Source organism: Streptomyces sp. NPDC023541 (assembly GCF_055559995.1).
The window spans coordinates 134,324-156,028 of record NZ_JBVHJO010000005.1; the positions used below are offsets into that span (position 1 = coordinate 134,324).

At 73.0% G+C, this 21,705-nt stretch carries 24 protein-coding genes; 9 read left to right on the forward strand and 15 right to left on the reverse strand.

The features are described 5' to 3' along the window. The first annotated feature begins 27 nt into the window (after positions 1-27). On the forward strand, positions 28-696 hold the full coding sequence (msrA, locus tag ACZ3X1_RS14140) for a peptide-methionine (S)-S-oxide reductase MsrA (protein ID WP_467279802.1): 669 nt from the start codon (positions 28-30) through the stop codon (positions 694-696). Here msrA and ACZ3X1_RS14145 read toward each other — a convergent pair. Both ACZ3X1_RS14145 and ACZ3X1_RS14150 read right to left on the reverse strand, forming a co-directional pair. Then, positions 630-953, reverse strand: a complete 324-nt coding sequence (locus tag ACZ3X1_RS14145) for a hypothetical protein (protein WP_467279805.1) — start codon at positions 951-953, stop codon at positions 630-632. The two genes, msrA and ACZ3X1_RS14145, sit on opposite strands and share 67 nt — an antisense overlap. A 489-nt stretch (positions 954-1,442) precedes the next feature. Continuing rightward, complete coding sequence (locus ACZ3X1_RS14150) at positions 1,443-2,531, reverse strand: NAD(P)-dependent alcohol dehydrogenase (protein ID WP_467279808.1); 1,089 nt, start codon at positions 2,529-2,531, stop codon at positions 1,443-1,445. A 162-nt stretch (positions 2,532-2,693) separates the two neighbouring features. On the opposite strand from ACZ3X1_RS14150, the gene ACZ3X1_RS14155 reads away from it, so the two are divergent. Next, positions 2,694-3,605 (forward strand): helix-turn-helix transcriptional regulator, encoded by a 912-nt coding sequence (locus ACZ3X1_RS14155; RefSeq protein WP_356812480.1) that lies wholly within the window; start codon positions 2,694-2,696, stop codon positions 3,603-3,605. On the opposite strand, the gene ACZ3X1_RS14160 is transcribed toward ACZ3X1_RS14155, so the two are convergent. The 3 genes from ACZ3X1_RS14160 to ACZ3X1_RS14170 form a co-directional block, all read right to left on the reverse strand. Continuing rightward, positions 3,595-4,599 carry a GNAT family N-acetyltransferase gene (locus ACZ3X1_RS14160; protein ID WP_467279812.1) on the reverse strand — a complete coding sequence of 335 codons (1,005 nt, stop codon included), beginning with the start codon at positions 4,597-4,599 and terminating at the stop codon, positions 3,595-3,597. The genes ACZ3X1_RS14155 and ACZ3X1_RS14160 overlap by 11 nt on opposite strands. A gap of 177 nt (positions 4,600-4,776) precedes the next feature. Further along, complete coding sequence (locus tag ACZ3X1_RS14165; protein WP_356812478.1) at positions 4,777-6,048, reverse strand: L,D-transpeptidase; 1,272 nt, start codon at positions 6,046-6,048, stop codon at positions 4,777-4,779. A 132-nt stretch (positions 6,049-6,180) separates the two neighbouring features. Next, positions 6,181-6,474: a hypothetical protein gene (locus ACZ3X1_RS14170; protein WP_030661679.1), complete on the reverse strand. Its 294-nt coding sequence runs from the start codon at positions 6,472-6,474 to the stop codon at positions 6,181-6,183. 155 nt (positions 6,475-6,629) lie between these two features. Here ACZ3X1_RS14170 and ACZ3X1_RS14175 point away from each other — a divergent pair, with 155 nt between their 5' ends. Beyond that, positions 6,630-6,968 carry a hypothetical protein gene (locus ACZ3X1_RS14175; RefSeq protein ID WP_362625277.1) on the forward strand — a complete coding sequence of 113 codons (339 nt, stop codon included), beginning with the start codon at positions 6,630-6,632 and terminating at the stop codon, positions 6,966-6,968. 97 nt (positions 6,969-7,065) lie between these two features. On the opposite strand, the gene hutH is transcribed toward ACZ3X1_RS14175, so the two are convergent. The 5 genes from hutH to ACZ3X1_RS14200 form a co-directional block, all read right to left on the reverse strand. After that, positions 7,066-8,607: a histidine ammonia-lyase gene (hutH, locus tag ACZ3X1_RS14180; protein WP_030822968.1), complete on the reverse strand. Its 1,542-nt coding sequence runs from the start codon at positions 8,605-8,607 to the stop codon at positions 7,066-7,068. Positions 8,608-8,723: 116 nt separating this feature from the next. Next, complete coding sequence (locus ACZ3X1_RS14185; RefSeq protein ID WP_356812476.1) at positions 8,724-9,839, reverse strand: GGDEF domain-containing protein; 1,116 nt, start codon at positions 9,837-9,839, stop codon at positions 8,724-8,726. A gap of 133 nt (positions 9,840-9,972) precedes the next feature. After that, positions 9,973-10,770, reverse strand: a complete 798-nt coding sequence (locus ACZ3X1_RS14190; protein ID WP_356812475.1) for an enoyl-CoA hydratase/isomerase family protein — start codon at positions 10,768-10,770, stop codon at positions 9,973-9,975. A gap of 168 nt (positions 10,771-10,938) precedes the next feature. Further along, positions 10,939-12,087, reverse strand: coding sequence for an adenylate/guanylate cyclase domain-containing protein (locus ACZ3X1_RS14195; RefSeq protein ID WP_356812474.1), 1,149 nt, complete (start codon positions 12,085-12,087; stop codon positions 10,939-10,941). A gap of 220 nt (positions 12,088-12,307) precedes the next feature. Further along, positions 12,308-13,174, reverse strand: a complete 867-nt coding sequence (locus tag ACZ3X1_RS14200; RefSeq protein WP_467279823.1) for a biotin--[acetyl-CoA-carboxylase] ligase — start codon at positions 13,172-13,174, stop codon at positions 12,308-12,310. Between the two features lie 131 nt (positions 13,175-13,305). On the opposite strand from ACZ3X1_RS14200, the gene ACZ3X1_RS14205 reads away from it, so the two are divergent. From ACZ3X1_RS14205 to ACZ3X1_RS14220, 4 genes are all read left to right on the forward strand, one after another. Then, positions 13,306-14,898, forward strand: coding sequence for an acyl-CoA carboxylase subunit beta (locus tag ACZ3X1_RS14205; RefSeq protein ID WP_356812472.1), 1,593 nt, complete (start codon positions 13,306-13,308; stop codon positions 14,896-14,898). 18 nt (positions 14,899-14,916) lie between these two features. Then, positions 14,917-15,129, forward strand: coding sequence for an acyl-CoA carboxylase epsilon subunit (locus ACZ3X1_RS14210; protein WP_356812471.1), 213 nt, complete (start codon positions 14,917-14,919; stop codon positions 15,127-15,129). 80 nt (positions 15,130-15,209) lie between these two features. Beyond that, the gene (gene mmpB, locus ACZ3X1_RS14215; protein WP_257856429.1) at positions 15,210-15,344 is read left to right on the forward strand and encodes a morphogenic membrane protein MmpB; all 135 of its coding nucleotides are present in this window, start codon (positions 15,210-15,212) and stop codon (positions 15,342-15,344) included. A 22-nt stretch (positions 15,345-15,366) separates the two neighbouring features. Next, on the forward strand, positions 15,367-15,996 hold the full coding sequence (locus ACZ3X1_RS14220; protein WP_467279827.1) for a Maf family protein: 630 nt from the start codon (positions 15,367-15,369) through the stop codon (positions 15,994-15,996). Here the strand turns inward: ACZ3X1_RS14220 and ACZ3X1_RS14225 are convergent. The 5 genes from ACZ3X1_RS14225 to ACZ3X1_RS14245 form a co-directional block, all read right to left on the reverse strand. After that, positions 15,977-16,459: a hypothetical protein gene (locus ACZ3X1_RS14225; protein WP_362625270.1), complete on the reverse strand. Its 483-nt coding sequence runs from the start codon at positions 16,457-16,459 to the stop codon at positions 15,977-15,979. The two genes, ACZ3X1_RS14220 and ACZ3X1_RS14225, sit on opposite strands and share 20 nt — an antisense overlap. Positions 16,460-16,591: 132 nt before the next feature. Next, positions 16,592-17,197 carry a class I SAM-dependent DNA methyltransferase gene (locus ACZ3X1_RS14230; RefSeq protein WP_467279832.1) on the reverse strand — a complete coding sequence of 202 codons (606 nt, stop codon included), beginning with the start codon at positions 17,195-17,197 and terminating at the stop codon, positions 16,592-16,594. After that, the gene (locus ACZ3X1_RS14235; RefSeq protein ID WP_356812467.1) at positions 17,197-17,958 is read right to left on the reverse strand and encodes a PIG-L deacetylase family protein; all 762 of its coding nucleotides are present in this window, start codon (positions 17,956-17,958) and stop codon (positions 17,197-17,199) included. Before ACZ3X1_RS14235 ends, ACZ3X1_RS14230 begins: the two co-directional genes overlap by 1 nt. Beyond that, positions 17,955-18,686: a GNAT family N-acetyltransferase gene (locus tag ACZ3X1_RS14240; RefSeq protein WP_356812466.1), complete on the reverse strand. Its 732-nt coding sequence runs from the start codon at positions 18,684-18,686 to the stop codon at positions 17,955-17,957. Before ACZ3X1_RS14240 ends, ACZ3X1_RS14235 begins: the two co-directional genes overlap by 4 nt. A gap of 53 nt (positions 18,687-18,739) precedes the next feature. Beyond that, positions 18,740-19,921, reverse strand: coding sequence for a macrolide family glycosyltransferase (locus tag ACZ3X1_RS14245; RefSeq protein ID WP_467279836.1), 1,182 nt, complete (start codon positions 19,919-19,921; stop codon positions 18,740-18,742). A gap of 83 nt (positions 19,922-20,004) precedes the next feature. Here ACZ3X1_RS14245 and ACZ3X1_RS14250 point away from each other — a divergent pair, with 83 nt between their 5' ends. Together ACZ3X1_RS14250 and ACZ3X1_RS14255 are read left to right on the forward strand one after the other, a co-directional pair. Beyond that, entirely contained in the window at positions 20,005-20,526 is a 522-nt protein-coding gene (locus ACZ3X1_RS14250; RefSeq protein ID WP_362625263.1) for a hypothetical protein, read from the forward strand. Beyond that, positions 20,523-21,659 (forward strand): beta-ketoacyl synthase N-terminal-like domain-containing protein, encoded by a 1,137-nt coding sequence (locus tag ACZ3X1_RS14255; RefSeq protein ID WP_467279838.1) that lies wholly within the window; start codon positions 20,523-20,525, stop codon positions 21,657-21,659. Before ACZ3X1_RS14250 ends, ACZ3X1_RS14255 begins: the two co-directional genes overlap by 4 nt. Positions 21,660-21,705 lie beyond the last annotated feature (46 nt).

Genomic DNA, 21,705 nt, shown 5'->3' on the forward strand with positions numbered 1-21,705 from the left:
GTTGTCACTCCCACAAGGAGGGAATCCATGTTCTCGTACCGCCGCACGCCCGAGCTCCCCACCCGCGAGGAGGCCCTGACGGGCCGCGCGGAGCCGCTGTTCGATCTTCCCGAGAAGCACACCGTGCTGGGCAACCCGCTGGCCGGCCCGTATCCGGCCCACCTGGAGGTCGCCGACTTCGGCCTGGGCTGTTTCTGGGGCGCGGAGCGCAAGTTCTGGCAGACCCCAGGGGTGTGGACCACGCTGGCCGGCTACCAGGGCGGTTTCACCGAGAATCCGACGTACGAGGAGGTGTGCTCGGGCCTGACGGGCCACACGGAGGTCGTCCGCGTGGTCTTCGACCCCGCGCAGGTCTCCTACGCCACCCTCCTGAAGCTCTTCTGGGAGTCACACGACCCCACCCAGGGCTTCCGCCAGGGCAACGACGTCGGCACCCAGTACCGCTCGGCGGTCTACACCCACTCCCCCGCCCAGCAGGCGACGGCCGAGGCCTCCCGCACGGCCTACCAGCAGGTCCTGGCCTCCTCGGGCTACGGCCCCATCACCACGGCCGTCCTCCCGGCGGCGGAACGCCCCTTCTGGCCGGCCGAGGCCCACCACCAGCAGTACCTGGACAAGAACCCGGGCGGCTACTGCGGCATCGGCGGCACGGGCGTGGCCTGCCCGATCGGCGTGGCCCCGGCCCCCGCCGAGTGACCGTCCCGCTCGCCGACCCGGCGCACGAACGGCTGACCCGGCTCTGGGGGGGCCCACAGGCCTCCCGGGCCGATTCTGCCTGTGCCCGGGAACGGAAGAGGGTGCAGGAGGGGTTTGACCTGGGCCGCGCTGGAGGCGTTGCCGGCGAGCAGCCGCTGTTCCGGCTGGGCCGGCTGGAGGTCGTAGCCGCGCAGGTCCACCAGGAGCACCCCGCTCCTGCCGTTGCGCTTGTTGCCCTTGCTGCCCTTGGCCCCCACCGGATCCGCCCCCGTCGGTCAGTTGAAGGTGTTGTGCTGCGTTCCGCTGCCCAGCACGGCGGACTTCTCGAACGTCGAGCCGCTGAAGTCGTTGTGCACGGAAGGCTGCTTCCCGCTCCGCCTCCGGCAGCTCCTCCAGCAGCATCTCCAGCCGGCTCTGCCACACCGCGGCCTGCGCCGTCCGGGACAGCTCGGCCTCGCCGCCGGCCGCGGCGGCCAGCACGGCCCGCGTCCGGTCCAGCCGTTCGAACTCGCCGTGTTCCCGGGCTTCCTCGCCCCGGCCCAGCACCCGTGCGACACCGCCGCGCAGGCCGTTCCAGGCGTCCGTACCCGCCGCCTGCACGATGGCGCCGCCACCCGCCGCCGCCAACGCCACCAAAGCCTCTACCAGCATCGCGTCCCCCTTGACGGTCTCTCAGTGAGGAGCACCAGCCCAGGACTTCCCCCACGGAGCCGGGTGCCACAAGGCAAAAGAGACCCCGACGGGGATCAGATCGTCGACGTGTCGATCACGAAGCGGTAGCGGACGTCGCTCGCCAGGACGCGGGCGTAGGCCTCGTTGATCCGGTCGGCTTCGATCAGTTCGATCTCCGAGCCCAGGCCGTGCGCCGCGCAGAAGTCCAGCATCTCCTGGGTCTCGGCGATCCCGCCGATCATCGATCCGGCGAGGGTCTTGCGGCCGCCGATGAGGGAGAAGAGGTTGAGCGAGACCGGCTCCTCCGGCGCGCCCACGTTCACGAGCGCCCCGTCGACCTTCAGCAGGCCCAGGTACTTGTCCAGGGCCAGCGGGGCCGAGACGGTGGACAGGATCAGGTCGAAGGTCCCGGCGAGCGTCTCGAAGGCGGCCTCGTCGCCGGTGGCGTGGAAGTGGGTGGCGCCCAGCCGTCGGCCGTCGGCCTCCTTGCGGAGGGTCTGCGACAGTACGGTGACCTCCGCGCCCATCGCGTGCGCCATCTTCACGCCCATGTGGCCGAGGCCCCCGAGGCCGACGACCGCGACCTTCCTGCCCGGACCCGCCTGCCAGTGCCTGAGCGGCGAGTAGAGGGTGATGCCGGCGCACAGCAGCGGGGCGGCCTCGTCCAGGGCGAGGCCGTCGGGGATGCGGACGGTGTAGTTCTCGTCGACGACGAGATGGGTCGAATAGCCGCCGTACGTGGGCTCGCCGGCCCGGTCGAGGGCGTTGTAGGTGCCGGTCATGCCCTGCACGCAGTGCTGTTCCCGGCCGTTCAGGCAGTGCTCGCACTCGCGGCAGGAGTCGACCATGCAGCCGACGCCCACCCGGTCCCCGACGGTGAACCGGGTGACGTCCGCGCCGACCCCGGTGACGATCCCGGCGATCTCGTGGCCGGGAACCATGGGGTAGATGCCCTCGCCCCATCCGTCGCGCGCCTGGTGGATGTCGGAGTGGCAGATGCCCGCGTACTTGATGTCGATGAGGACGTCGTGGGGGCCTACGGGGCGGCGCAGGACGGTGGTGCGCTCCAGCGGGGCGCCCGCGGCGGGGGCGGCGTACGCGGCGACCCGGGTGGACGCGGTGGACGCCGTGGACCCGGTGGACGCGGTGGTGGTGACGGACATGGTGGTGCTCCTCGAAGCGGTGGTGTCTGCGGTGCGCACCAGGCTGCCCCGCACGGCGACCGGTACCCAGCCCCCTGCGTTTCCTAGGACCGGCGAACCTACTACTGGCGGGGTCAGGCTGACGCCCTCCCGGCCGCACCGCACCCGGCGATACTGGGCGGCATGGACCAGCTTGATCAGCGAGCCTGCCTGGGCGAGTTCCTCCGCTCCCGCCGCGCACGTCTGCGCCCGGAGGACGTGGGCATGACGGACTACGGGCGCCGGCGGCGCGTGCCGGGCCTGCGCCGGGAGGAACTGGCCCAGCTGGCAGGGGTGTCGGTCGCGTACTACACGCGGCTGGAGCAGCGCGACGGGCACAACGTGTCGGTGGAGGTGCTGGACGCCATCGCCCGGGCCCTGAGGCTCGACGGGACCGAGCGGGCGCACCTGATGGACCTGGCACGGCCCAAGGCGCGCCGGCGCCGCCAGAGCCGGCGGCCCCAGCAGGTGCGTCCGGCGCTGCGCACGCTGATGGACGCGATGGACGGCGTGCCGGCCTACCTCGTGGGGCACCGTCAGGACGTCATCGGCTGGAACCGGCTGGCGGCGGCGGTCTTCGGGGACTTCGGGGCGCTTCCCGCGGCGGAGCGGAACCTGGTCCGGCTGATGTTCCTGGATCCGGCGACCGCGGAGCTGTACGGGGAGTGGGAGTGCCAGGCGTGCTGGGTCGTCAGCAACCTGCGGCTGTACGCCGGCCAGCACCCGGACGACGAGCGGTTGTCGGCGCTGGTCGGGGAGTTGTCGGTGAAGAACGAGGAGTTCCGGCGGCTGTGGGCGGCGCACACGGTGGCGGACAAGACGCACGGGGTGAAGCTGCTGCGGCACCCGCTGGTGGGCGAGATGCGCCTGACGTTCGAGACGCTGACGCTCCCCGACGACCCGGCACAGTCCCTGGTCACGTTCCACGCGGAGCCGGGCTCGGCCTCCGAGGACGCCCTGCGCCTGCTGGCCTCCTGGGACGCGCAGGGGACGGCCGGGCGGGCAGCCGAGCGGCCTGCGGAGGCCGCCCGCTTCCCGGGTGCGGCTACAGCTTGATCTGGAAGATGCCGAGGCCGCGCTCGCGCCGGTAGCCGAGCGCCTCGTTCACCGCCCGCATCGGGCCGTTCTCGTCCGCCACCGTGGTGGCGATGCGGCGCAGCCGCGGGTGGCGGGCGGCGGCCTGCGCGACCATGTGCTGTTTCACGGCGCGTCCGAGGCCGTGCCCGCGGTGGGCGGGTACGACCACCGTGTCGTACTGGACGGCGCTCGTGCCCGCAGGATCCGGCAGCACGATCTCCGTGTACGCCGCGACCTCGCCCTCGGGGGTCACCGCCGCGACGGTGCTCAGGTCGCCGCCCCTGTCGAGGATCAGCTGCTGGAGGGTGTGCAGCCGCCGGGCCGTCCACGTCTGGATCCGCTGGTCCATGTCTCCGGTCGGCGCGTCCTCCATGGCTGCGTGGGCGGCGGCCGCGGCGGGCGCCCAGGCGTCGGGGACGAGGCCGTGCCAGGTCAGCAACTCGTAGCCGGGCGTCTGCGGCCCCCGCACCGGGTCGGCGGCGGCCGGGTCGGCGGCAGACCGGCCCGCGGCAGGCCGGCCCGCGGACGGGACCTCCTGCGCGTACCAGGCCATCGGCAGGACGTTCTCGAAGCCCATCGCCTCCGCGAAGGCCTGGCCGGGACCGCCGAGGTCCACCATGGCCGCGACCGAGGTCCGGCCCTGCGCCATCAGCTCCTCGCGGACCCGCTCCCACAGGGCGGTGCCGACGCCCCGGCGCCGCTCCTCGGGGCGCACCGTCAGCACGTCCAGGAACGCGGTGTGCGTGTTGCCCTCCTCGGTGAACAGGAGCAGGGCCGCCACGCCCGCGCCCTCGCCGGCCGCCCACAGTACGGGCCGGCCGCGCACCGGCGTCACGCACAGCCGCCCGGCGACCTCCACCCGGGAGGGCGGGGGCAGCCGCGGCAGGTCGGCCGCCGCGGCGGCCGTCAGGACCGCCAGCCAGGCGTCCACCTCGGCGTCGGACGGGGGCAGAGCGAGGGAGTGGATCATCATGCTCCGACCCTAGAGCGCCCCCGGAAGCGCCACCCCGGGGTTTTCGGCCACCGCAGCACGAGGCCGCCTCCCCTGCCGTACCTCTGGTTGCCGTACCTCTGCCGGGCGACGTCGAACGGGACGGCGGGGAACCCGTGAGGTTCCCCGCCGTCCCGTTCGTGCGAGCCGCGTCCGGTGTCAGGCGGCCGCGCCGGCCTTCCAGTCGGCCCAGCTCATGTTCCAGCCGTTGAGGCCGTTGTCCGGCTTGATGGTCTTGTCCGGGGAGTTGACCACCGTGACGACGTCGCCGATGAGCGAGTTGTCGTAGAACCAGGCGGCCGGCTGGTTCGGGTCGCCCGCGCCCTTGACGTCGTTCAGGCCGACACAGCCGTGGCTGGTGTTGACGCTGCCGAAGATCGAGTCGGCGCCCCAGTAGTTGCCGTGGAGGAACGTACCGGAGTTCGACAGGCGCATCGCGTGCGGGACGTCCTTGATGTCGTACTCGCCCTTGCCGTCGGCGTCGGTGAAGCCGACCGTGGCGCCGTTCATCCGGGTCTCCTTGAACTTCTCGGAGATCACCATCTGGCCGTTGTAGGTCGGGTTGGCCGGGGCGCCCGCGGAGATCGGGATGGTCTTGATGACCGCGCCGTCCCGGGTGACCGTCATCTTCTTCGTCTTCGCGTCGACCGTGGAGACCTGGCTGCGGCCGATCTTGAAGGTGACGGTCTTGCTCTGGACGCCCTGGACGCCGGGAGCGCCCGAGACGCCTTCCAGCGCCAGCTTCAGCGTGACAGTGGAGCCCGCCTGCCAGTACTGCTCGGGGCGGAAGTCCAGGCGCTGGGCGCTGAACCAGTGGCCGACGACCTCCTGGCCGCTGCTGGAGGAGACCGAGATGCCCGCCTGGACGGCCTTCTTGTCCTTGATCGCCTTGTTGAAGGTGATCGAGACCGGCATGCCGACGCCGACGGTCTGGCCCTCCTCCGGCACGAACGACGCCACGAAGCTGTTCTCCGGGGAGACGGTCGTGAAGGAGGCGTTCTCGTGCGCCTCCTTGCCGTCGGCGTCCTTGGCGGTCGCCGACAGGGCGTACTTCGTGGAGCGCTTCAGGGCGCCCTTGGGCTTCCAGCTCTTTCCGTCGGCGGATATGTCGCCGGCGACGGCCGAGCCCTCGCTCGTCTTCAGCTCGACCTGGGTGAGCGTGCCGTCGCTGACGGCGACGTTCGCCGAGTCGTTGAGGCCGACGTTGGTCGCGCCGTCCTTCGGCGTGATGGTGATCTTGGCCTTCGAGGCGTCCTTGGCCGCTGCCGCGTCCACGTCCGCCTGGGACTTGCTGGCCTCCCCGTTGCCCTTCGGGTCGCCGCCGCCCTCGTCGTTGCACGCCGAGAGCACCAGTACGCCGCCGAGCACGACGGATATGGCCGCCAGGGCCCTTCTCCGCCGCTTGCTGTCCGTCCTCACACGCCACTCCATCGTTGCCGGATACCCCGAGACCGCCGTCCCGGGGTTGGCCCGGCAGGGGGCCCGGCCCCCTGCCTGGTCCTGACAACGCGTTAACGGCGCCGGCCGGTTCCACATTCCGTTGGGATGTGGGCAACCGCACGGTCAGGCGTTGTCGGGTTCTTCGTCGAAGTCCCCATCTTCCTCGTCGAGGTCCCACTCCATCGACTCGGGGTCGTATTCGACGGGCTCGCTGCTCCAGGAGGCCTGTGCCAGTTCCACCCCGGGAATGTCGACGACCAGGTCAGTGGGGTCGACGAGGTAGGCGAGGGCTTCCGATTCGTCTTCCCGGACGGCGGCCTCCGCATGGCTGCGCTCCTCGTCCGGCATGAACTCGTCGGCCTTGATGTGCTCGAGCGCGGCTCCGGTGAGTGCCTGGGCGTCCGGCACTTCGAGCACCAGATCCACCCGAAGCCGTACATATCGTGATGTCTCAGAAGGATTCATACGACGGAGAGTAAGCCCGCGGAAGCCCTGACTTTCCCACGACCCGCCCCTTTCCGTAGCATCACCGCACACGGCCAATTCGCTGCTGCCACAAGGGGGATCGCACCGTGTCCGCACGCCGACCGCTGCTCACCGCTCTCGGAGCGACCACCCTCCTCGCCGCCCTGTGGTTCGTGCCCTCGGCGGGCGCGACCGCTCCGGAGGCGGCGGGGAGCTCCTCCGGCGTGCCCGGGGGCGCGAACACCGCGGAAGCGGCCGACGGGGCGGCGCGCACCGGAACGATCTCGGGCTCGGCACCTTCCGCTTCCGGCCCGCGGGCGCAGTCCCTCTCGCTCGCCGACACCGGGTCCGTCGACACCACCCCCTACCTCCTGGGCGGCACCTTCTGCCTCGGTGTGGGGGCCGCCTTCGTCACCTACTCGGTACGCCGCCGCCCCGGGGTGTGATCCACGACGGCGAGGGCCGCTCCGGGATCCCTCCCGGGGCGGCCCTCGGCCGTGCGGCAGCGCGGCTGTGCGGCAGTACGGCGGCTGACGACCCGCGTCAGGCGAGCGGACCCGTCACCGGCTCCACCGCGGCGAGCAGCCCGCCGGTACGGACGAACTCGTCGGCGGCGGCCAGGTCGGGGGCGAGGAAGCGGTCCGGCCCGGGACCCTGCACGCCCGCCGCACGGGCGGCGGCGATCGCGGCGAGGCTGGCCGGGGCGGCCGTCAGCCCGTGGCGCAGCTCGATGGCGCGGGTGGCGGCGTACAGCTCGATGGCGATGATCCGCGTCAGGTTGTCGACGGCGGTACGCAGCTTGCGCGCGGCCGACCAGCCCATCGAGACGTGGTCCTCCTGCATGGCGGAGGAGGGGATCGAGTCGGCCGAGGCCGGCACCGCGAGCCGCTTCATCTCGCTGACCAGGGCGGCCTGGGTGTACTGGGCGATCATCAGGCCGGAGTCCACGCCGGCGTCGTCCGCGAGGAACGGCGGCAGGCCGTGGCTGCGGTTCTTGTCGAGCAGCCGGTCGGTGCGCCGCTCGGCGATGGAGCCGAGGTCGGCGGCCGCGATGGCGAGGAAGTCCAGCACGTAGGCGACCGGGGCGCCGTGGAAGTTGCCGTTGGACTCCACGCGGCCGTCGGGCAGCACCACCGGGTTGTCCACGGCGGAGGCCAGCTCGCGCGAGGCGACCAGGGCGGCGTGCGCCATGGTGTCGCGGCCCGCGCCGGCGACCTGCGGGGCGCAGCGCACGGAGTAGGCGTCCTGCACGCGCGGCGCGGACTCCTCCTGGAAGTGCCCGGTCAGCCCGGAACCCTTCAGCACGGCGGCCATGTTGGCGGCGGAGGCGCCCTGGCCGGGGTGTGGGCGGATGGCGTGCAGCTCGGGCTGGAGGACCTTCTCGGTGCCGAGCAGCGCCTCCAGGGTGAGGGCGGCGGTGATGTCGGCGGACTTGTAGAGCCTGTCGAGGTCGGCGAGGGCCATGACCAGCATGCCGAGCATGCCGTCGGTGCCGTTGAGGAGGGCGAGGCCCTCCTTCTCGCGGAGTTCGACCGGCTCGATACCGTGCTCGGCGAGCAGTTCGCCGGCGGGGCGGACGGTGCCGTCGGGGCCCTCGGCGTCGCCCTCGCCCATGAGCGCGAGCGCGCAGTGGGACAGGGGTGCGAGGTCGCCGGAGCAGCCGAGGGAGCCGTACTCGTGGACGACGGGGGTGATCCCGGCGTTGAGCACGGCGGCCATGGTCTGCGCCACGGAGGGGCGCACGCCGGTGTGGCCGGAGGCGACGGTCTTGAGCCGGAGGAACATCAGCGCGCGGACCACCTCGCGCTCGACGCGCGGGCCCATGCCGGCGGCGTGCGAGCGGACGATGTTGCGCTGGAGCTGGGCGCGCAGCTCGGGACTGATGTGCCGGGAGGCGAGGGCGCCGAACCCGGTGGACACCCCGTAGACCGGCTCGGGCTTGGCGGCCAGCGCGTCGACGATCTCGCGGGCGCGGGCGAGCGCGTCGAGCGCCTCGCCGGACAGCTCGACCCGTGCGTTGCCGCGGGCAACGGCGATGACGTCCTCGGCGGTGGTACCGGACGTCCCCACCACGACAGTGTGCATATCCATATTCAGCACCCTACGGATTGAATCGCTGTATGTCACTAGCTGGAACTGTCACGATCGCGCAGCCTCTGGACCCCTTACGGATTGACCTGCCGGGCAGGCGGGGACGCGGGTCACTGCCGCCCCCGGAAACGCCGCCGCTCCCCCGGGGCCTCCTGGGCGGCGGCGTCCGCCAGCCGCACCACCGCCGTGTCCCGGCCCGCCACCACCGGCGCGGCCGAACGCGCCGCCTTCGCCTTGTACTGGGCGGCGTCCGCGAGGCGGAACAGCCGACGGGAGGACTTCAGCGGCCCGATCGGGTCCCCGGTGGAGGCCACGCCGCAGGCGACGCCCTCACCCAGCTCCAGTTCGGCGGCGCGCGTGCACAGCTCCTCGCTGACCCGGACGACGTCGTCCGCCGACGGGCCGACCCCGACCAGGCAGAACTCGTCGCCGCCCAGGCGCGCCACCAGGGCCCCCGGCAGCATGGCCCCGCACAGGCTCAGCACCGACCCGAACCGCTCCAGCAGCCGGTCGCCCATCGCGTGCCCGAGGGTGTCGTTGACCTTCTTCAGCCCGTTCAGGTCGCAGACGACGAGACTCACGACGACACCGGTCCGCCGGTGCTCCTCCAAGGCCTCGTCGAGGCGCATGTCGACCGCCCGGCGGTTGGCGAGCCCCGTCAGCGGATCGGTGAAGGCGAGCCGTCGCGCCTCCTCCAGCCGCTCGTTCTGCGCGAGGCCGGCCGCGACCACGGCGGCGAGCACGGTGGCGAACTCCGCGTCGTCCTCGTCGAAGTCGGGCAGCCCCTCGTCCCGGGCCACGTACAGCTCACCCCAGGCCCGCCCGCTGAGGACCACGGGCGCGACCACGCACGTACCGCGGCCCCGCCGGCGCAGGGACTCGCCGCGCCGCCCCGGCCGGTCGCCGACGGCGTTCTCGACCCAGGCGTGCGGGCCGCCGCCGCCCACCCACCGCTCGTGCAGGAACTCGGTGACCTCGGGGAAGTCGTGCACCGGGTAGGACTCGTCCTCGGGGAACTCCTCCTCGCCCGCCCGCCGCTCGCCCTCGTTGACGAGGACGCGCAGGCACCCGCGCTCCCGCTCCCACGCGGAGATCGCGGCGAACGAGCCGTCCATCGCCAGGCGCGCGCCCCGCGCGGCCGCACGCACACTGTCGCGCGGCGTGCTCGCCGCGGCCATCGCCTGGGCGAGGCCCACCACGGCTCGCAGCCGCCCGTCAGCTCCCATCACCCCAGGTTAGGGAGTTTTGTCGGATTTTGAGATAATTGGCGCGATTTTCAGCGCGGCCAAGATCACCAGCGGGGACGGCCGGGCGCACGCGGTGGCCGGCCGCGATCCGGCCCCGCCCCCGGCCCGGCCACTACTCCCCCGGCCAGTTCGGCTTGCGCTTCTCGTTGAAGGCCGCCACGCCCTCCGCGCGGTCACCGGAGAAGGCGACCGTCCGCCAGGCGGCGTCCTCGATCTCCAGACCGGCCGCCAGGTCCATCCCGTGCCCCAGCCGCAGCGCGCGCTTGGCGGCCCGCAGCCCCACCGGCGAGTTCGCGGCCATCCGCGACGCCAGCGCCAGCGCCTCCGCCGTGTCCCGGCCGGCCGGGACGACGGAGTCCACCAGGCCCAGGGAGAGCGCCTCGGCGGCCTCCACCCGGCGCGCGGTGAAGATCAGCTCGGCGGCCCGCGCCGCACCCACGCGGCGCGGCAGCAGCTGCGTACCGCCGCCGCCCGGGATCACGCCCACCGAGACCTCGGGCAGTCCGACCACCGCGGTCTCGTCGGCGACGATCACGTCGCAGGCCAGGGCCAGCTCGAAGCCGCCGCCCAGCGCGAAACCGTGCACGGCCGCGACGGTGGGCATCGGCAGCTCCAGCACGCCCCCGTACGCCCCGCGCGTGGTCGGCCGCTGCCGCACCAGCTCGGCGTCCGACAGCGAGTTGCGCTCCTTGAGGTCGGCCCCGACGCAGAAGGCCCGCTCCGCCGTGGAGGAGAGCACGACCACCCGTACGGTGCGGTCCGCGGCCAGCGCGGCGCAGGCCGCGCCGATGGCGCGGGCCATGTCGGTCGACACCGCGTTCATGGCCTTGGGGCGGTCGAGGACCAGCTCCGCGACCCCGCCCTCGTGGCGGCGTACCGCCACGAACTCCGACTCGAACTCGGACGCCATAGGACCCTCCCGGTTAACGAACGTTACCCCGGGATATTAGGGGGTGTCCCACCGGTCGGGACGGGCCCGTGGCGCATTGCGGTCCGGTCGTGATGTCGGTAAGCGCGACGGCCGCACGGTCGGGGCCACGCCCGCCGGGGTCACCGGGCCCGCCGGGGCCGCGCCGGGTCAGCGGCGCTTGCGCCGGGTCAGCGACCAGGGCTCCACGACGCCCAGGCCGCGCACCGGCCGCTGCCACATCGGCTGGAGGGCGAACCGGTAGGCCGCGCCCTCGTCGGGCTCCGTCTCCGCCTCCTTCTCCGACACCGGCGCGGCGCCGGTCCGGGACAGCTCCTCCGCCATCGCCCCGTCCACCAGTACGGCGTCCTTGGGGGCTATGGACGTCAGCCGGCTCGCGAGGTTCACCGTGGTCCCGAAGACGTCGCCCATCCGGGTCGTCACCGTGCCGAAGGCGATCCCGACCCGCAGCTCGGGCATCTGCGGGTCCGCCTCCATCGTCTCGATGAGCCGCAGCGCGATCTCCGCCGCCGTGGCCGCGTCGTCGGCGCAGTACAGCACCTCGTCACCCAGCGTCTTGATCAGCCGGCCGCCGTACGCGGCCACCAGGTCCGCCGCGGTCGTCTCGAAGGACTCGACCAGCTCGCCGAGCTCCTCCTCCTCCAGCCGGCGCGTCAGACGGGTGAAGCCCACCAGGTCGGCGAAGCCCACCGCGAGCCGCCGGTCGACCATCTCCTCGTCGTCCGCGACCTGCACCACGCGTCCGGTGGCCGCCGCCAGCTGGCGGCGCCACACGTACACGAGGAATTCCTCCAGCTCCGGCAGGAGCAGCTCGACCAGGGGGTAGGTGACCTCCGTACGGGTCATCCCCGGCTCCGGCGGCTCCGTGAGCCCCTCCAGGAACGAGTCGATCTGCCATTCCGCCAGCCGCGCCGTGGTCTGCCCGGTGGACCGCGCCACCTGCACCGCCATGGGCTCGGACAGCAGTCCGGCCTCCACCAGGCCGGCGAGCCGCCGCAGGGCCAGTACGTCGGCCTCCGTCAGCGCCCGGGCCTGGCCGATGTCGGCGAAGCCCATGGCCCGCCAGAAGCGGGAGGCGAGCTCCATCGACACCCCGGCGCTACGGGCGGCCTGGAACGGCGTGTACCGGCGCTCGGCACCGAGGATCAGCTGCTCCAGGCGGATCGCGAGGGGGTCCGCCGTCGGCTGCACGGTGTGGTCGACCTCGTGGTGCGGAGTGTGCTGGTCGCGCCCGATCGGGGTGCCCGGACCGCTGGGCCCCGGGGCGGACGTGCCGGAAGCAGAGTCGTCGACGGTCAAGGGCCGCCTCCTGTCCATTCCGTGCGCACTGCCCTGCCGAACCGGTTGATCACCACGAGCAGCGGGATCGCCTAAACCATACGGCAGGTGTGCCGTAGCTCACTCCCCTCCCCGGCTTCGATCCGGGTACGGCCCGGGCTCCTCGCGGCGGCGCATGGGGCCGTACGCACCCGAAACGCAGCGATCCGCGCATTTCGCCGCACGCCCGGCCCCGCCCCCGTCAGTGCACGGATCGCAGGTGGACGACGTCGCCCGCCCCCACCGCCTCGTGGGTCCCTTCGGCCGTACGGATCACCAGGCGGCCATCGGTGTCGACGGCTTCGGCCGTTCCGGTGAGGGTGCGCCCGCCCGGGAGTTCCGCACGCACGTGCCGGCCGAGGGTGGAGCAGCCCGCCGCATAGGTCTCCTGGAGGCCGCTGGCCGCCGGGTCGCCGCCGGCGGCGCGCCAGTTCCCGTACCACTCCTCCAGGGACCGCAGCACAGCCCTCAGCAGGGGGTCGCGGTCGGTCACGGTGGCCTTGGCCAGCGCCAGCGATCCGGCGGCGGGCACCGGGAGCTCCTCCTCGGTGAGGGTGACGTTGAGGCCGATCCCGACGACGACGCCGTCCGCGACCCGCTCGGCGAGGATGCCGCCGGTCTTGCGCTCCTCGCCCTCGACGGTGACCAGCAGGTCGTTGGGCCATTTGAGGGCGGTGTCCACGCCGGCGGCCCGGGACAGCCCGGTCGCGGTGGCCACGCCGGCCAGCAGGGTCAGCCACCCCCACTGCTCCTGCGGGACCGCGTCGCCCGGCTTGAACAGGACGGAGAAGAACAGCCCGGACCGGGCGGGAGCCACCCAGCTGCGGTCGAGCCGGCCGCGCCCGGCACTCTGCTCCTCGGCGACGAGCACGGCCCCCTCGGGCAGCTCCGGCGCCCGCGTGGCAAGGTCGGTATTGGTGGACCCGGTGGAGGCGACCACCTCCAGGGAGGTCCACAACCCGTCCCCGGTGACGAGGGCCCGCCGCAGCCCGGCGGCATTGAGCGGCGGCCGCTCCAGGCTCGACCAACGACCTGCGGAAGTTCCGGCTGATGCATCTGATGGCGTCATGCAACCCAATGTAGGTGTGTCAAACGCCGCACTGCCGAGCGCCATGCCCGCCGATACGCTACGCACCAGTAGCCAGCAGTAGTCAATCAATTGACCAGGCAGTTGACACCACGCAGGGAGCCGCGACCCCGATGTCACATCCGTCAGAGCCGATCGACATGCACACCACCGCGGGCAAGATCGCGGATCTGCAGCGCCGCATCGACGAAGCCACCCACGCCGGTTCCGCCCGTGCCGTGGAGAAGCAGCACGCCAAGGGCAAGCTGACGGCGCGTGAGCGGGTTGCCCTACTGCTGGACGAGGGATCCTTCGTCGAGCTGGACGAGTTCGCCCGCCACCGCTCCACCAACTTCGGGCTGGAGAAGACCCGGCCCTACGGCGACGGCGTCGTCACGGGCTACGGCACGGTCGACGGACGCCCCGTCGCCGTGTTCTCGCAGGACTTCACCGTCTTCGGCGGGGCCCTCGGCGAGACCTTCGGCCAGAAGATCATGAAGGTCATGGACTTCGCGCTGAAGACCGGCTGCCCGCTCGTCGGCATCAACGACTCCGGCGGCGCCCGCATCCAGGAGGGCGTCAGCGCGCTGGGCATGTACGGCGAGATCTTCCGCCGCAACGTCCACGCCTCGGGCGTGATCCCGCAGATCAGCCTGGTCGTCGGGCCCTGCGCCGGCGGCGCCGTGTACTCGCCCGCGATCACCGACTTCACGGTGATGGTCGACCAGACCTCGCACATGTTCATCACCGGCCCGGACGTCATCAAGACGGTCACCGGCGAGGACGTCGGCTTCGAGGAGCTGGGCGGTGCGCGCACGCACAACAGCACGTCCGGCGTCGCCCACCACATGGCGGGCGACGAGAAGGACGCCATCGAGTACGTGAAGTCGCTCCTGTCGTACCTCCCGTCGAACAACCTCTCCGAGCCCCCCGCGTTCCCGGAGGAGGCCGACACGGAGGTCTCCGACACCGACCGCGAGCTCGACGTGCTGATCCCGGACAGCGCGAACCAGCCGTACGACATGCACACCGTGATCGAGCACGTGCTGGACGACGCGGAGTTCCTGGAGACGCAGTCGCTCTTCGCGCCGAACATCCTGACCGGCTTCGGCCGCGTCGAGGGCCACCCGGTGGGCGTCGTCGCCAACCAGCCGATGCAGTTCGCCGGCTGCCTGGACATCGACGCCTCCGAGAAGGCGGCCCGCTTCGTGCGGACCTGCGACGCCTTCAACATCCCGGTGCTGACCTTCGTCGACGTTCCGGGCTTCCTCCCGGGCACCGACCAGGAGTACAACGGAATCATCCGGCGCGGCGCCAAGCTGATCTACGCGTACGCCGAGGCCACCGTCCCTCTGATCACCGTCATCACCCGCAAGGCCTTCGGCGGCGCCTACGACGTGATGGGCTCCAAGCACCTCGGCGCGGACCTGAACCTGGCCTGGCCGACCGCGCAGATCGCCGTCATGGGCGCGCAGGGCGCGGTGAACATCCTGCACCGCCGCACGCTCGCCGAGGCCGCTCCCGAGGAGGTGGAGGAGACCCGGACCCGGCTCATCGCCGAGTACGAGGACGCGCTGCTCAACCCGTACACGGCGGCCGAGCGCGGCTACATCGACGCGGTGGCCATGCCGTCCGAGACCCGCGCGCACGTGGTGAAGGGGCTGCGGCAGCTGCGCACCAAGCGGGAGTCCCTGCCGCCGAAGAAGCACGGCAACATCCCCCTCTAGTCCCTCCAGGAGGTCACCGTGGTGATCAAGGTCGTCAAGGGCAATCCGACCCCGGAGGAGCTGGCCGCCGCACTGGCGGTGGTCCAGGCGCGCGCGGCGCTGCTGGCCTCGTCGCAGCCGTCGGGCGCCCCGCAGGTCACGGACGAGTGGTCGACGCCGGCCCGGGTGGCACGGCGGCGGCTGCCGCACCCCGGGCCGCGGGCCTGGGGCCGCACGTACTGGCCCGGGTAGCCGGCATGGGGTGAACGCGGGGCGGCGCTTGAGTACCCGTACTCAGGCGCCGGACCCGCCCCCGGGGCCAGGATCGGAACATGCTCTGGTCCGACCCGAAGAACGAGCCGCCCAAGGACATGCGCGACGCGCAGGCGATGATCCGGCGGCTCACCGTGGTGCTCGCCCTCGCCATGCTCGTGGTGGTCTACGTCCTCGGCGTGAGCCACTTCTGAGCCGCGCCCGGCCCCGCCTACGATGGCGGGCATGACTGCCACGCCCCAGCCCTCGAACGCGCGGGGGCTCGTCCTCGCCTCCGCATCCCCCGCCCGGCTGAACCTGCTGCGGCAGGCCGGCCTCGCCCCGCACGTGATCGTCAGCGGCTTCGACGAGGACACCCTGGACCACGACGAGCCGGCCCAGCTGGCGCTCGCGCTGGCCGAGGCGAAGGCGGCCGTCGTGGCCGGCCTGGACGAGGCCGCGGGCGCCCTGGTGATCGGCTGCGACTCGGTACTGGAGCTGGACGGCGAGGCGCTGGGCAAACCCGCGGACGCCGCAGAGGCCACCGCGCGCTGGAAGGCGATGCGCGGCCGGGCGGGCGTGCTGCGCACCGGGCACTGCGTGATCGACACGGCGACCGGGCGGCAGGTCTCGGCCACGGCGTCGACGACGGTCCGCTTCGGCGAGCCGACGGACGCGGAGGTCGCGGCGTACGTGGCGAGCGGCGAGCCGCTGCACGTGGCGGGTGCGTTCACCCTGGACGGGCTGTCTGCGCCGTTCATCGACGGCATCGACGGGGATCACGGCAACGTGATCGGCCTGTCCATGCCGCTGCTGCGCTCCCTGCTGGGCGAACTGGGCGTGTCCATCACGGACTTGTGGGCTTGAGCTCCCCGATCGGCGGCGGTGGCGGTGCGTCCTCGACCGGACCGCCGCCGTCACCCTCGCCGCCCTGCCGGGCTGCGGCGGGGTAGAGGGTCAGGATCAGTACGAGCAGACACAGGATCAGCATCAGCGTCGCGAAGGCGGCCCAGCCGACCAGGCCGACGGCGAGCATGCCGAGCACCGCGTGGGTGACGGCGGCGCTGATGAGGACGACGCGGGCGAAGCGGCCCGGCGGGCGGTCGCGCAGCGCTGCGACGGCGGCGAACACGGCGCACAGCACCAGGAAGGCGCCCATGCCGGCGCCCATGGCGTAGGTGGCCTTGGACATGACGTCCGGATCGCTGCCCGCGATGGACATCGACTGGTTGGCCGTGGTCCGGCCCAGCACGATGTGGACGAGCACGAGCACCGCCGCCTCCGCGACGAGCACGATCGCGGCCAGTCCGGCCACGAGTCTTCGCAGCACGATGCGCCCACCCCCCACGTGTCACAAGCCTGTTCGACGCCTGGAGGCTACTAACGGGTAGCGAGTTGGACAAGACATCGGCACATCCCGGTTGCCGCCGGCCGGCGGCCGGCCTGGCCGGCAGGGAACCCCCTATGCTTCGCGCCGGAGCAGATCCAGTCGGTACGTCTCGCCGTAGCGGCTCGCGTCCCGGCCGGCGACCTGGACGATCCCCGGAACGGCGCGGAAGACCTCGTGGACCCCCCGTCCCGTCATGACCCCTTCGGGGCCCTCGTGGACCCAGTGCGCGAGCAGCAGATGGCCGCCGGGCCGCAGCCGGGCGCCGATCCGCCGGGCCGCGAGCCGCAGGTCGGCGTCCGACAGGTAGTAGCCCACCTCGGACATGACGACGAGGTCGAGGTCCGCCTGCCCCTCGACCAGGTCCTCGGGCACCCGCAGCGTCGCGAACGAGACGCCGTCCAGGTCCGCGCAGTGTCCGCGGGCCTGTTCGATCGCCGCTCCGGAGCAGTCGGTGGCGAGCAGCGCGTCGCAGTGCGGCGCCAGGAGCCGGGTCAGGGCGCCCACGCCGCAGCCGATCTCCAGTGCGGAGCCGAAGCGCCCGGCGGGCAGCAGGGACGCGGTGTCGGCGAACTTCTCCCGCTCGTAGGCCTTGTGGAGGGTTCCCCAGGGGTCGGTCCTGGCGCGGTAGGCCTTGTCGAAGTGTGCGGTGGACACCGAGGTGCGGCGGGTGGCGGGCATCAGGGCTCCCGGAGGTGTGCGGTGGCGTCCCCGAGCGGCTCCAGCTCCCAGACCAGCTCGGCCTGCAGGGGGCCGGGCTTGCGCAGGAAGGGGCCGTGGCCGACGGCCACCGGGGCGATTTGCGAGCTGTGGCAGACGATGGCCGCGCGCTTGGCGGCCCATTCGGTGTCGTCGAGGCGGACGTCGTAGGCCACCCGCATCCGGTGACGGGCCGCGGTCTCGCGCAGCGCGGCCCCGTACCGGGGGTCACCGGTCAGGCGTTCGACCGCCGCGTCCGTACCCCACCGGCGCACGGCGCCCGTGTAGGGCAGGTCGGCGTACACGTACGGCCGGGGGCCCGCCGGGTCGGTGAGGGCGGCGAGGGCCTGGTCGCGGACGGCCGCGTGGTCCGGCTGGTCGGTGCCGAGCGGTACCAGCACCTTGGTGTCGGGGTGCAGCTCCCGCAGGAGTTCGCTCAGCCCGGTGAGGGGGCCACCGCTCCGGTACGGGCTGTCGGCGTTGGGCAGGGTCAGCTGATCCACCCCCATCAGGGCACAGGCCCGCGCGTCCTCCTCCAGGCGCGTGCGGTGGGCCTCCGCTGCCGTGGCGAATCCGCAGCCCGCGTCCCACCAGGAGACGGGCGCCCCCGCGGGCGGGGCGCCGCCGTGGACGGTGACCACGGCGGCGGGGCCGTCCAGCCGGCCGATCAGGCCGGCGACGGAGAGGGCCGCGTCGTCGAAGTGCGGGGAGAGGACCAGCGTGCTCCAGCGCAGCGCTGTCACCGCTCGCCGGCCCCGGGCTGCCGGTCGCCCTCGTGCGTACGGTCCCGGTCGTGCTCCGCGGGGGCGACGCCCGCGGCGGCGAGCAGGAGTCCTGTCGAGGTCTTGCCGAAGGGGCTGGCGATGTACTCGGCGAGGAGCCGGCGGGCCTGTGCCTTGTCCTCCTCGGGGATGGCGTCCGGCAGCGAGAAGGTGGCGTCGGTGCGCTTGAGCTCCTCGACCGCCGCGTAGTACTCGTGGCGCAGCAGTCCCCACACCGCGCCGTCGTGGTGGCGGCCGTCGAGGTAGAAGTACTCGCGCAGGATGCCCTCGAGGGTGAAGCCGACGCCGGTCACCAGGCGGAGCACGTTCTTGTTGTAGAGCGCCGTGGTGAACTGCACGCGGTGGGCGTTGCGGGCGTGGAAGAGGTGGTCGATCAGGAGGTCGAAGGCCTCGGCGCCCAGGCCGCGGCGCCACAGTTCGCGATCTCCGATCGCGCCGCCGAGGACGTATCCGCCGACCGGGCCCTGGGGCTTGAAGTGGACGGCGCCCACGGTGCGGTCCTCGGCGTCGCGGACGGCGAACTGGCGCAGGCCGCCGCTCTGGTCGAGCCGGCGGAACTCCTCGGCGGTGACGACGTCTCCGTCGGTGGCGGCCATGACGGCGGCGGGGGCGTCGGGCCCGAACCACCGTGCCATCAGCTCGTAGTCCTCGTCCCTGGGCCGTTCGAGCCTGACGAGTTTGCCCTGCATGGCGACTCCCTGAGTGAAGGTGCTGGATGGATGGACGGGGGGGTGGGGGGTGGTCAGGTGCCGTGCGCGGCGGACGCGACGAGCAGTTCCAGGCGGTCGGCGGCCTCGGGGGCGGCGCCCGCGGAGTGCAGCTCCTCCTGCATCCGCGCGGCGTTGGCGCGGATGCGGGGGTCGTCCATGACGCGCACGAGGGCTTCGCGCAGGGTGTGCGCGGTCAGCTGCTCGCGGTCGAGGCGGACGCCGAGACCCAGTTGGCCGATGCGCTCGGCGACGGCGGCCTGTTCCCGGGTCTGCGGGACGGCCACCATCGGGGTCCCGTGGAGGAGGGCTTCCATCGTGCTGCCCATGCCCGCGTGGGTGACGAAGGCGTCGGCATGGCGCAGGACGGCGAGCTGGGGGACGTACGGCCGGGCGTCGACGTGTTCGGGCAGTGTGCCGAGGGCGTCGGGGTCGAGCCCGGGGCCGTAGGCCATGACGACCTGCCAGGGCAGGTCCGCGACGGCCTCGCCGCACATCCGGAAGAACTCGGGCCATTCGTAGCAGGCGGTGCCCAGAGCGATCAGCAGCACCGGCCTGCGGTCCCCGGCGGGGTGCCAGTCGCCCTGGAACCCGCGGTCGCCGGCGCAGGGCCCGACGAAGGCGAAGCGGTCGTCGAAGGTCTCCCCGCGGTACTGGAAGGAGCGCGGCAGGAAGACCAGGCGCAGCGGCTCGGTGTGGCCGAGGAAGTCGCCGGCGGATGTCGCGGGCAGGCCGTGCGCGGTCAGGAAGCGGGTCAGTTCGCGGACGAACCGCAGGACTCCGGGGTGCAGTGGCTGGTCCGCCAGGAACTCCGCCTCCAGGGAGAAGTGTTCGTTGGAGACGAAGGAGGGCCACATCTCGGCGGCCGGGACGTGCCACTTGGCGGCGAGGACCCGTCCGGCCCAGGCGATCCCGTCGTAGGCGATGACGTCGGGCCGGTCGGTGGCCCAGGCCTCGGTCAGCACGGGCAGGGCGGCGTCGGCCTCGCGGAGGAAGTCCGTCGGCGAGATGTCCAGGCCGTCGTCGGTCAGGGCGTCGTCGACCGGGTTCCGGTAGACGACGGGCTCCGCGCCGACGGCTCGTACCGTCTCGGCGAAGGCCTCGGTGACCGCGTACGAGACCCGGTGGCCCCGTCGCACCAGCTCTTCGACCAGGCCGAGGGTGGGGTTCACATGACCGTGCCACGCGATCCCGACGAATCCGACGTGGAGCGGCATGACTCGCCTTTCGTTTCGTTGACAAAGCTTGACTACCGACTGAGCATATTCGACAGATCATGACTTGCGGTAGAGGGGTTGGGATGACGACAGGAACCAGAAGGCCCGTCGCGGTGCGGTGGCACCGGGCGCTTGCCGGGACCGACGAGGCCCGGGTGGCCGCCGTCCCGGTGCCGGTGGCGGCGCCCTCCGTGCACCGCAAGCCGGCGGAGGCGGCCTCCGCGGCCCTCGGCGCCGCCTTCGGCGCGCTGCCCGAGGACGAGCGGGCGACGGCCGCGCTGTACGTCCTGTGCCACGACTACGGCACGTGGGCGGCCCGGCGCTTCGTCGCCCGCTGCCACGACCCCGCCCGCCGGCTGCGGCCCTCCGACTCCGTCGGAATGGAGACCTCCGAACTCGTGCGCCCCTATCTGACCGCCTCGGAACACCGGGGGGACTGCTACCTGCTGGCGCACCTGCCGGCGTCCGACGCCGAGTTCACCCCTCCGGTCACCGCCGCCCGCCCGGCCGCCGTCGTACTGGACCTGATCGTGTTCCCCGGCGAGGACCCGCGTGACGCGGACTGCCTCGCCCTCGCCACCACCTGGAAGGCGGCCGGCCTGTGAGCGACATCGTCATCAGCGGACTCGGCCTGGTCACCCCCTTCGGCCGCGGCGTGGAGCCCTACTGGCGGGGCCTGCTCGGCGGACGCTCCGCCCTGGGGCCCGCCCGGCGCTTCACGGCGCCGCCCTACCGGGGCGAACCGGTCGGTGAGGTACCCGAGGCGGGACCGCAGCCGGACGCGGGTCCCCGCAAGAGCGCCTACGCCCGGGCCGCCCTGCAGGAGGCGCTGCACGCCGCGAACCTCGCCCGGCTCCCGGACGGCTCCGTCGTGATCCTCGTCGGCCAGGCCGTCCTCCCCCGGCCCGACCGGGGCCGTGCCCGGCCGACCGCCGGCGAGCGGGAGTTCATGGGCCCCGACCCCGCCGAGGTCCTCGGGGTGCGCCCGGACGTGCGGTACGTGCACCTCTCGCACGCCTGCGCATCCGCCGTCTTCGCCGTCGGGTACGCCCGCGAGCTGCTGCGCGCGGGAGCCGCGCCCGTGGCCGCGGTGGTGGGCTCGTCGGCGCTCAACCGGTACGAGTACGCCAGCATGGACGTCGTCCGGGCCGTCGGCCGCACGGCCGCCCGGCCCTTCGACGTCGAACGGGCGGGCATCTCGCTCGGCGAGGGCGGCGGCGCCGTCGTCCTGGAGAGCGCCGCACACGCACGGGCCCGCGGGGCGTCGGCGGACCTCGTCGTCGCGGGCGCGGCCTGCCGGGTCTCCGGCGCCAAGTCCGCCGCCTCGGACACCGGCCGGATCGCCGCCTGCATGCGCGACGCCCTCGACGACGCCTCGGTGCACGGGCTGGACCACGTGCACGCGCACGCGACCGGGACCGGTCAGGGCGACGCGGCGGAACTGGCCGCCGTCGAGGCCGTCGCCGCGGACTGCGGCGCCCGCGCCCTGCCCGTCAGCTCGCACAAGGGCGCCATCGGCCACCTGCTGCACATCTCCGGCGCACCGGCCATCGCCGCGGCCGCCCAGACCCTGCGCAGCGGGATCGTCACGCCCACCGCGGGCCTCACCCGCCCGGAGCCCACCGACCGGCTGGTGCTGCCCACGGCCCCGACGGAGGTCGCCGGCGCCCGGACGGCCGCCGTCAACAGCTTCGGCTTCGGGGGCAACAACGCCTCGCTGGTCCTGCTCCGGCGGTGAACCACAGGTCGCTCCGCCCGCGGGGGTCGGGCGGAGCGACCGGCAC

What these genes read in the sequence shown, in the direction of transcription:
- msrA (WP_467279802.1), top strand. Translation starts at nt 28, where the DNA reads ATGTTCTCGTACCGCCGCACGCCCGAGCTCCCCACCCGCGAGGAGGCC.
- ACZ3X1_RS14150 (WP_467279808.1), bottom strand. Translation starts at nt 2,531, where the DNA reads ATGTCCGTCACCACCACCGCGTCCACCGGGTCCACGGCGTCCACCGCG.
- ACZ3X1_RS14155 (WP_356812480.1), top strand. Translation starts at nt 2,694, where the DNA reads ATGGACCAGCTTGATCAGCGAGCCTGCCTGGGCGAGTTCCTCCGCTCC.
- ACZ3X1_RS14160 (WP_467279812.1), bottom strand. Translation starts at nt 4,599, where the DNA reads ATGATGATCCACTCCCTCGCTCTGCCCCCGTCCGACGCCGAGGTGGAC.
- ACZ3X1_RS14165 (WP_356812478.1), bottom strand. Translation starts at nt 6,048, where the DNA reads ATGGAGTGGCGTGTGAGGACGGACAGCAAGCGGCGGAGAAGGGCCCTG.
- hutH (WP_030822968.1), bottom strand. Translation starts at nt 8,607, where the DNA reads ATGCACACTGTCGTGGTGGGGACGTCCGGTACCACCGCCGAGGACGTC.
- ACZ3X1_RS14185 (WP_356812476.1), bottom strand. Translation starts at nt 9,839, where the DNA reads ATGGGAGCTGACGGGCGGCTGCGAGCCGTGGTGGGCCTCGCCCAGGCG.
- ACZ3X1_RS14190 (WP_356812475.1), bottom strand. Translation starts at nt 10,770, where the DNA reads ATGGCGTCCGAGTTCGAGTCGGAGTTCGTGGCGGTACGCCGCCACGAG.
- ACZ3X1_RS14200 (WP_467279823.1), bottom strand. Translation starts at nt 13,174, where the DNA reads ATGACGCCATCAGATGCATCAGCCGGAACTTCCGCAGGTCGTTGGTCG.
- ACZ3X1_RS14205 (WP_356812472.1), top strand. Translation starts at nt 13,306, where the DNA reads ATGTCACATCCGTCAGAGCCGATCGACATGCACACCACCGCGGGCAAG.
- mmpB (WP_257856429.1), top strand. Translation starts at nt 15,210, where the DNA reads ATGCTCTGGTCCGACCCGAAGAACGAGCCGCCCAAGGACATGCGCGAC.
- ACZ3X1_RS14220 (WP_467279827.1), top strand. Translation starts at nt 15,367, where the DNA reads ATGGCGGGCATGACTGCCACGCCCCAGCCCTCGAACGCGCGGGGGCTC.
- ACZ3X1_RS14230 (WP_467279832.1), bottom strand. Translation starts at nt 17,197, where the DNA reads ATGCCCGCCACCCGCCGCACCTCGGTGTCCACCGCACACTTCGACAAG.
- ACZ3X1_RS14240 (WP_356812466.1), bottom strand. Translation starts at nt 18,686, where the DNA reads ATGCAGGGCAAACTCGTCAGGCTCGAACGGCCCAGGGACGAGGACTAC.
- ACZ3X1_RS14245 (WP_467279836.1), bottom strand. Translation starts at nt 19,921, where the DNA reads ATGCCGCTCCACGTCGGATTCGTCGGGATCGCGTGGCACGGTCATGTG.
- ACZ3X1_RS14250 (WP_362625263.1), top strand. Translation starts at nt 20,005, where the DNA reads ATGACGACAGGAACCAGAAGGCCCGTCGCGGTGCGGTGGCACCGGGCG.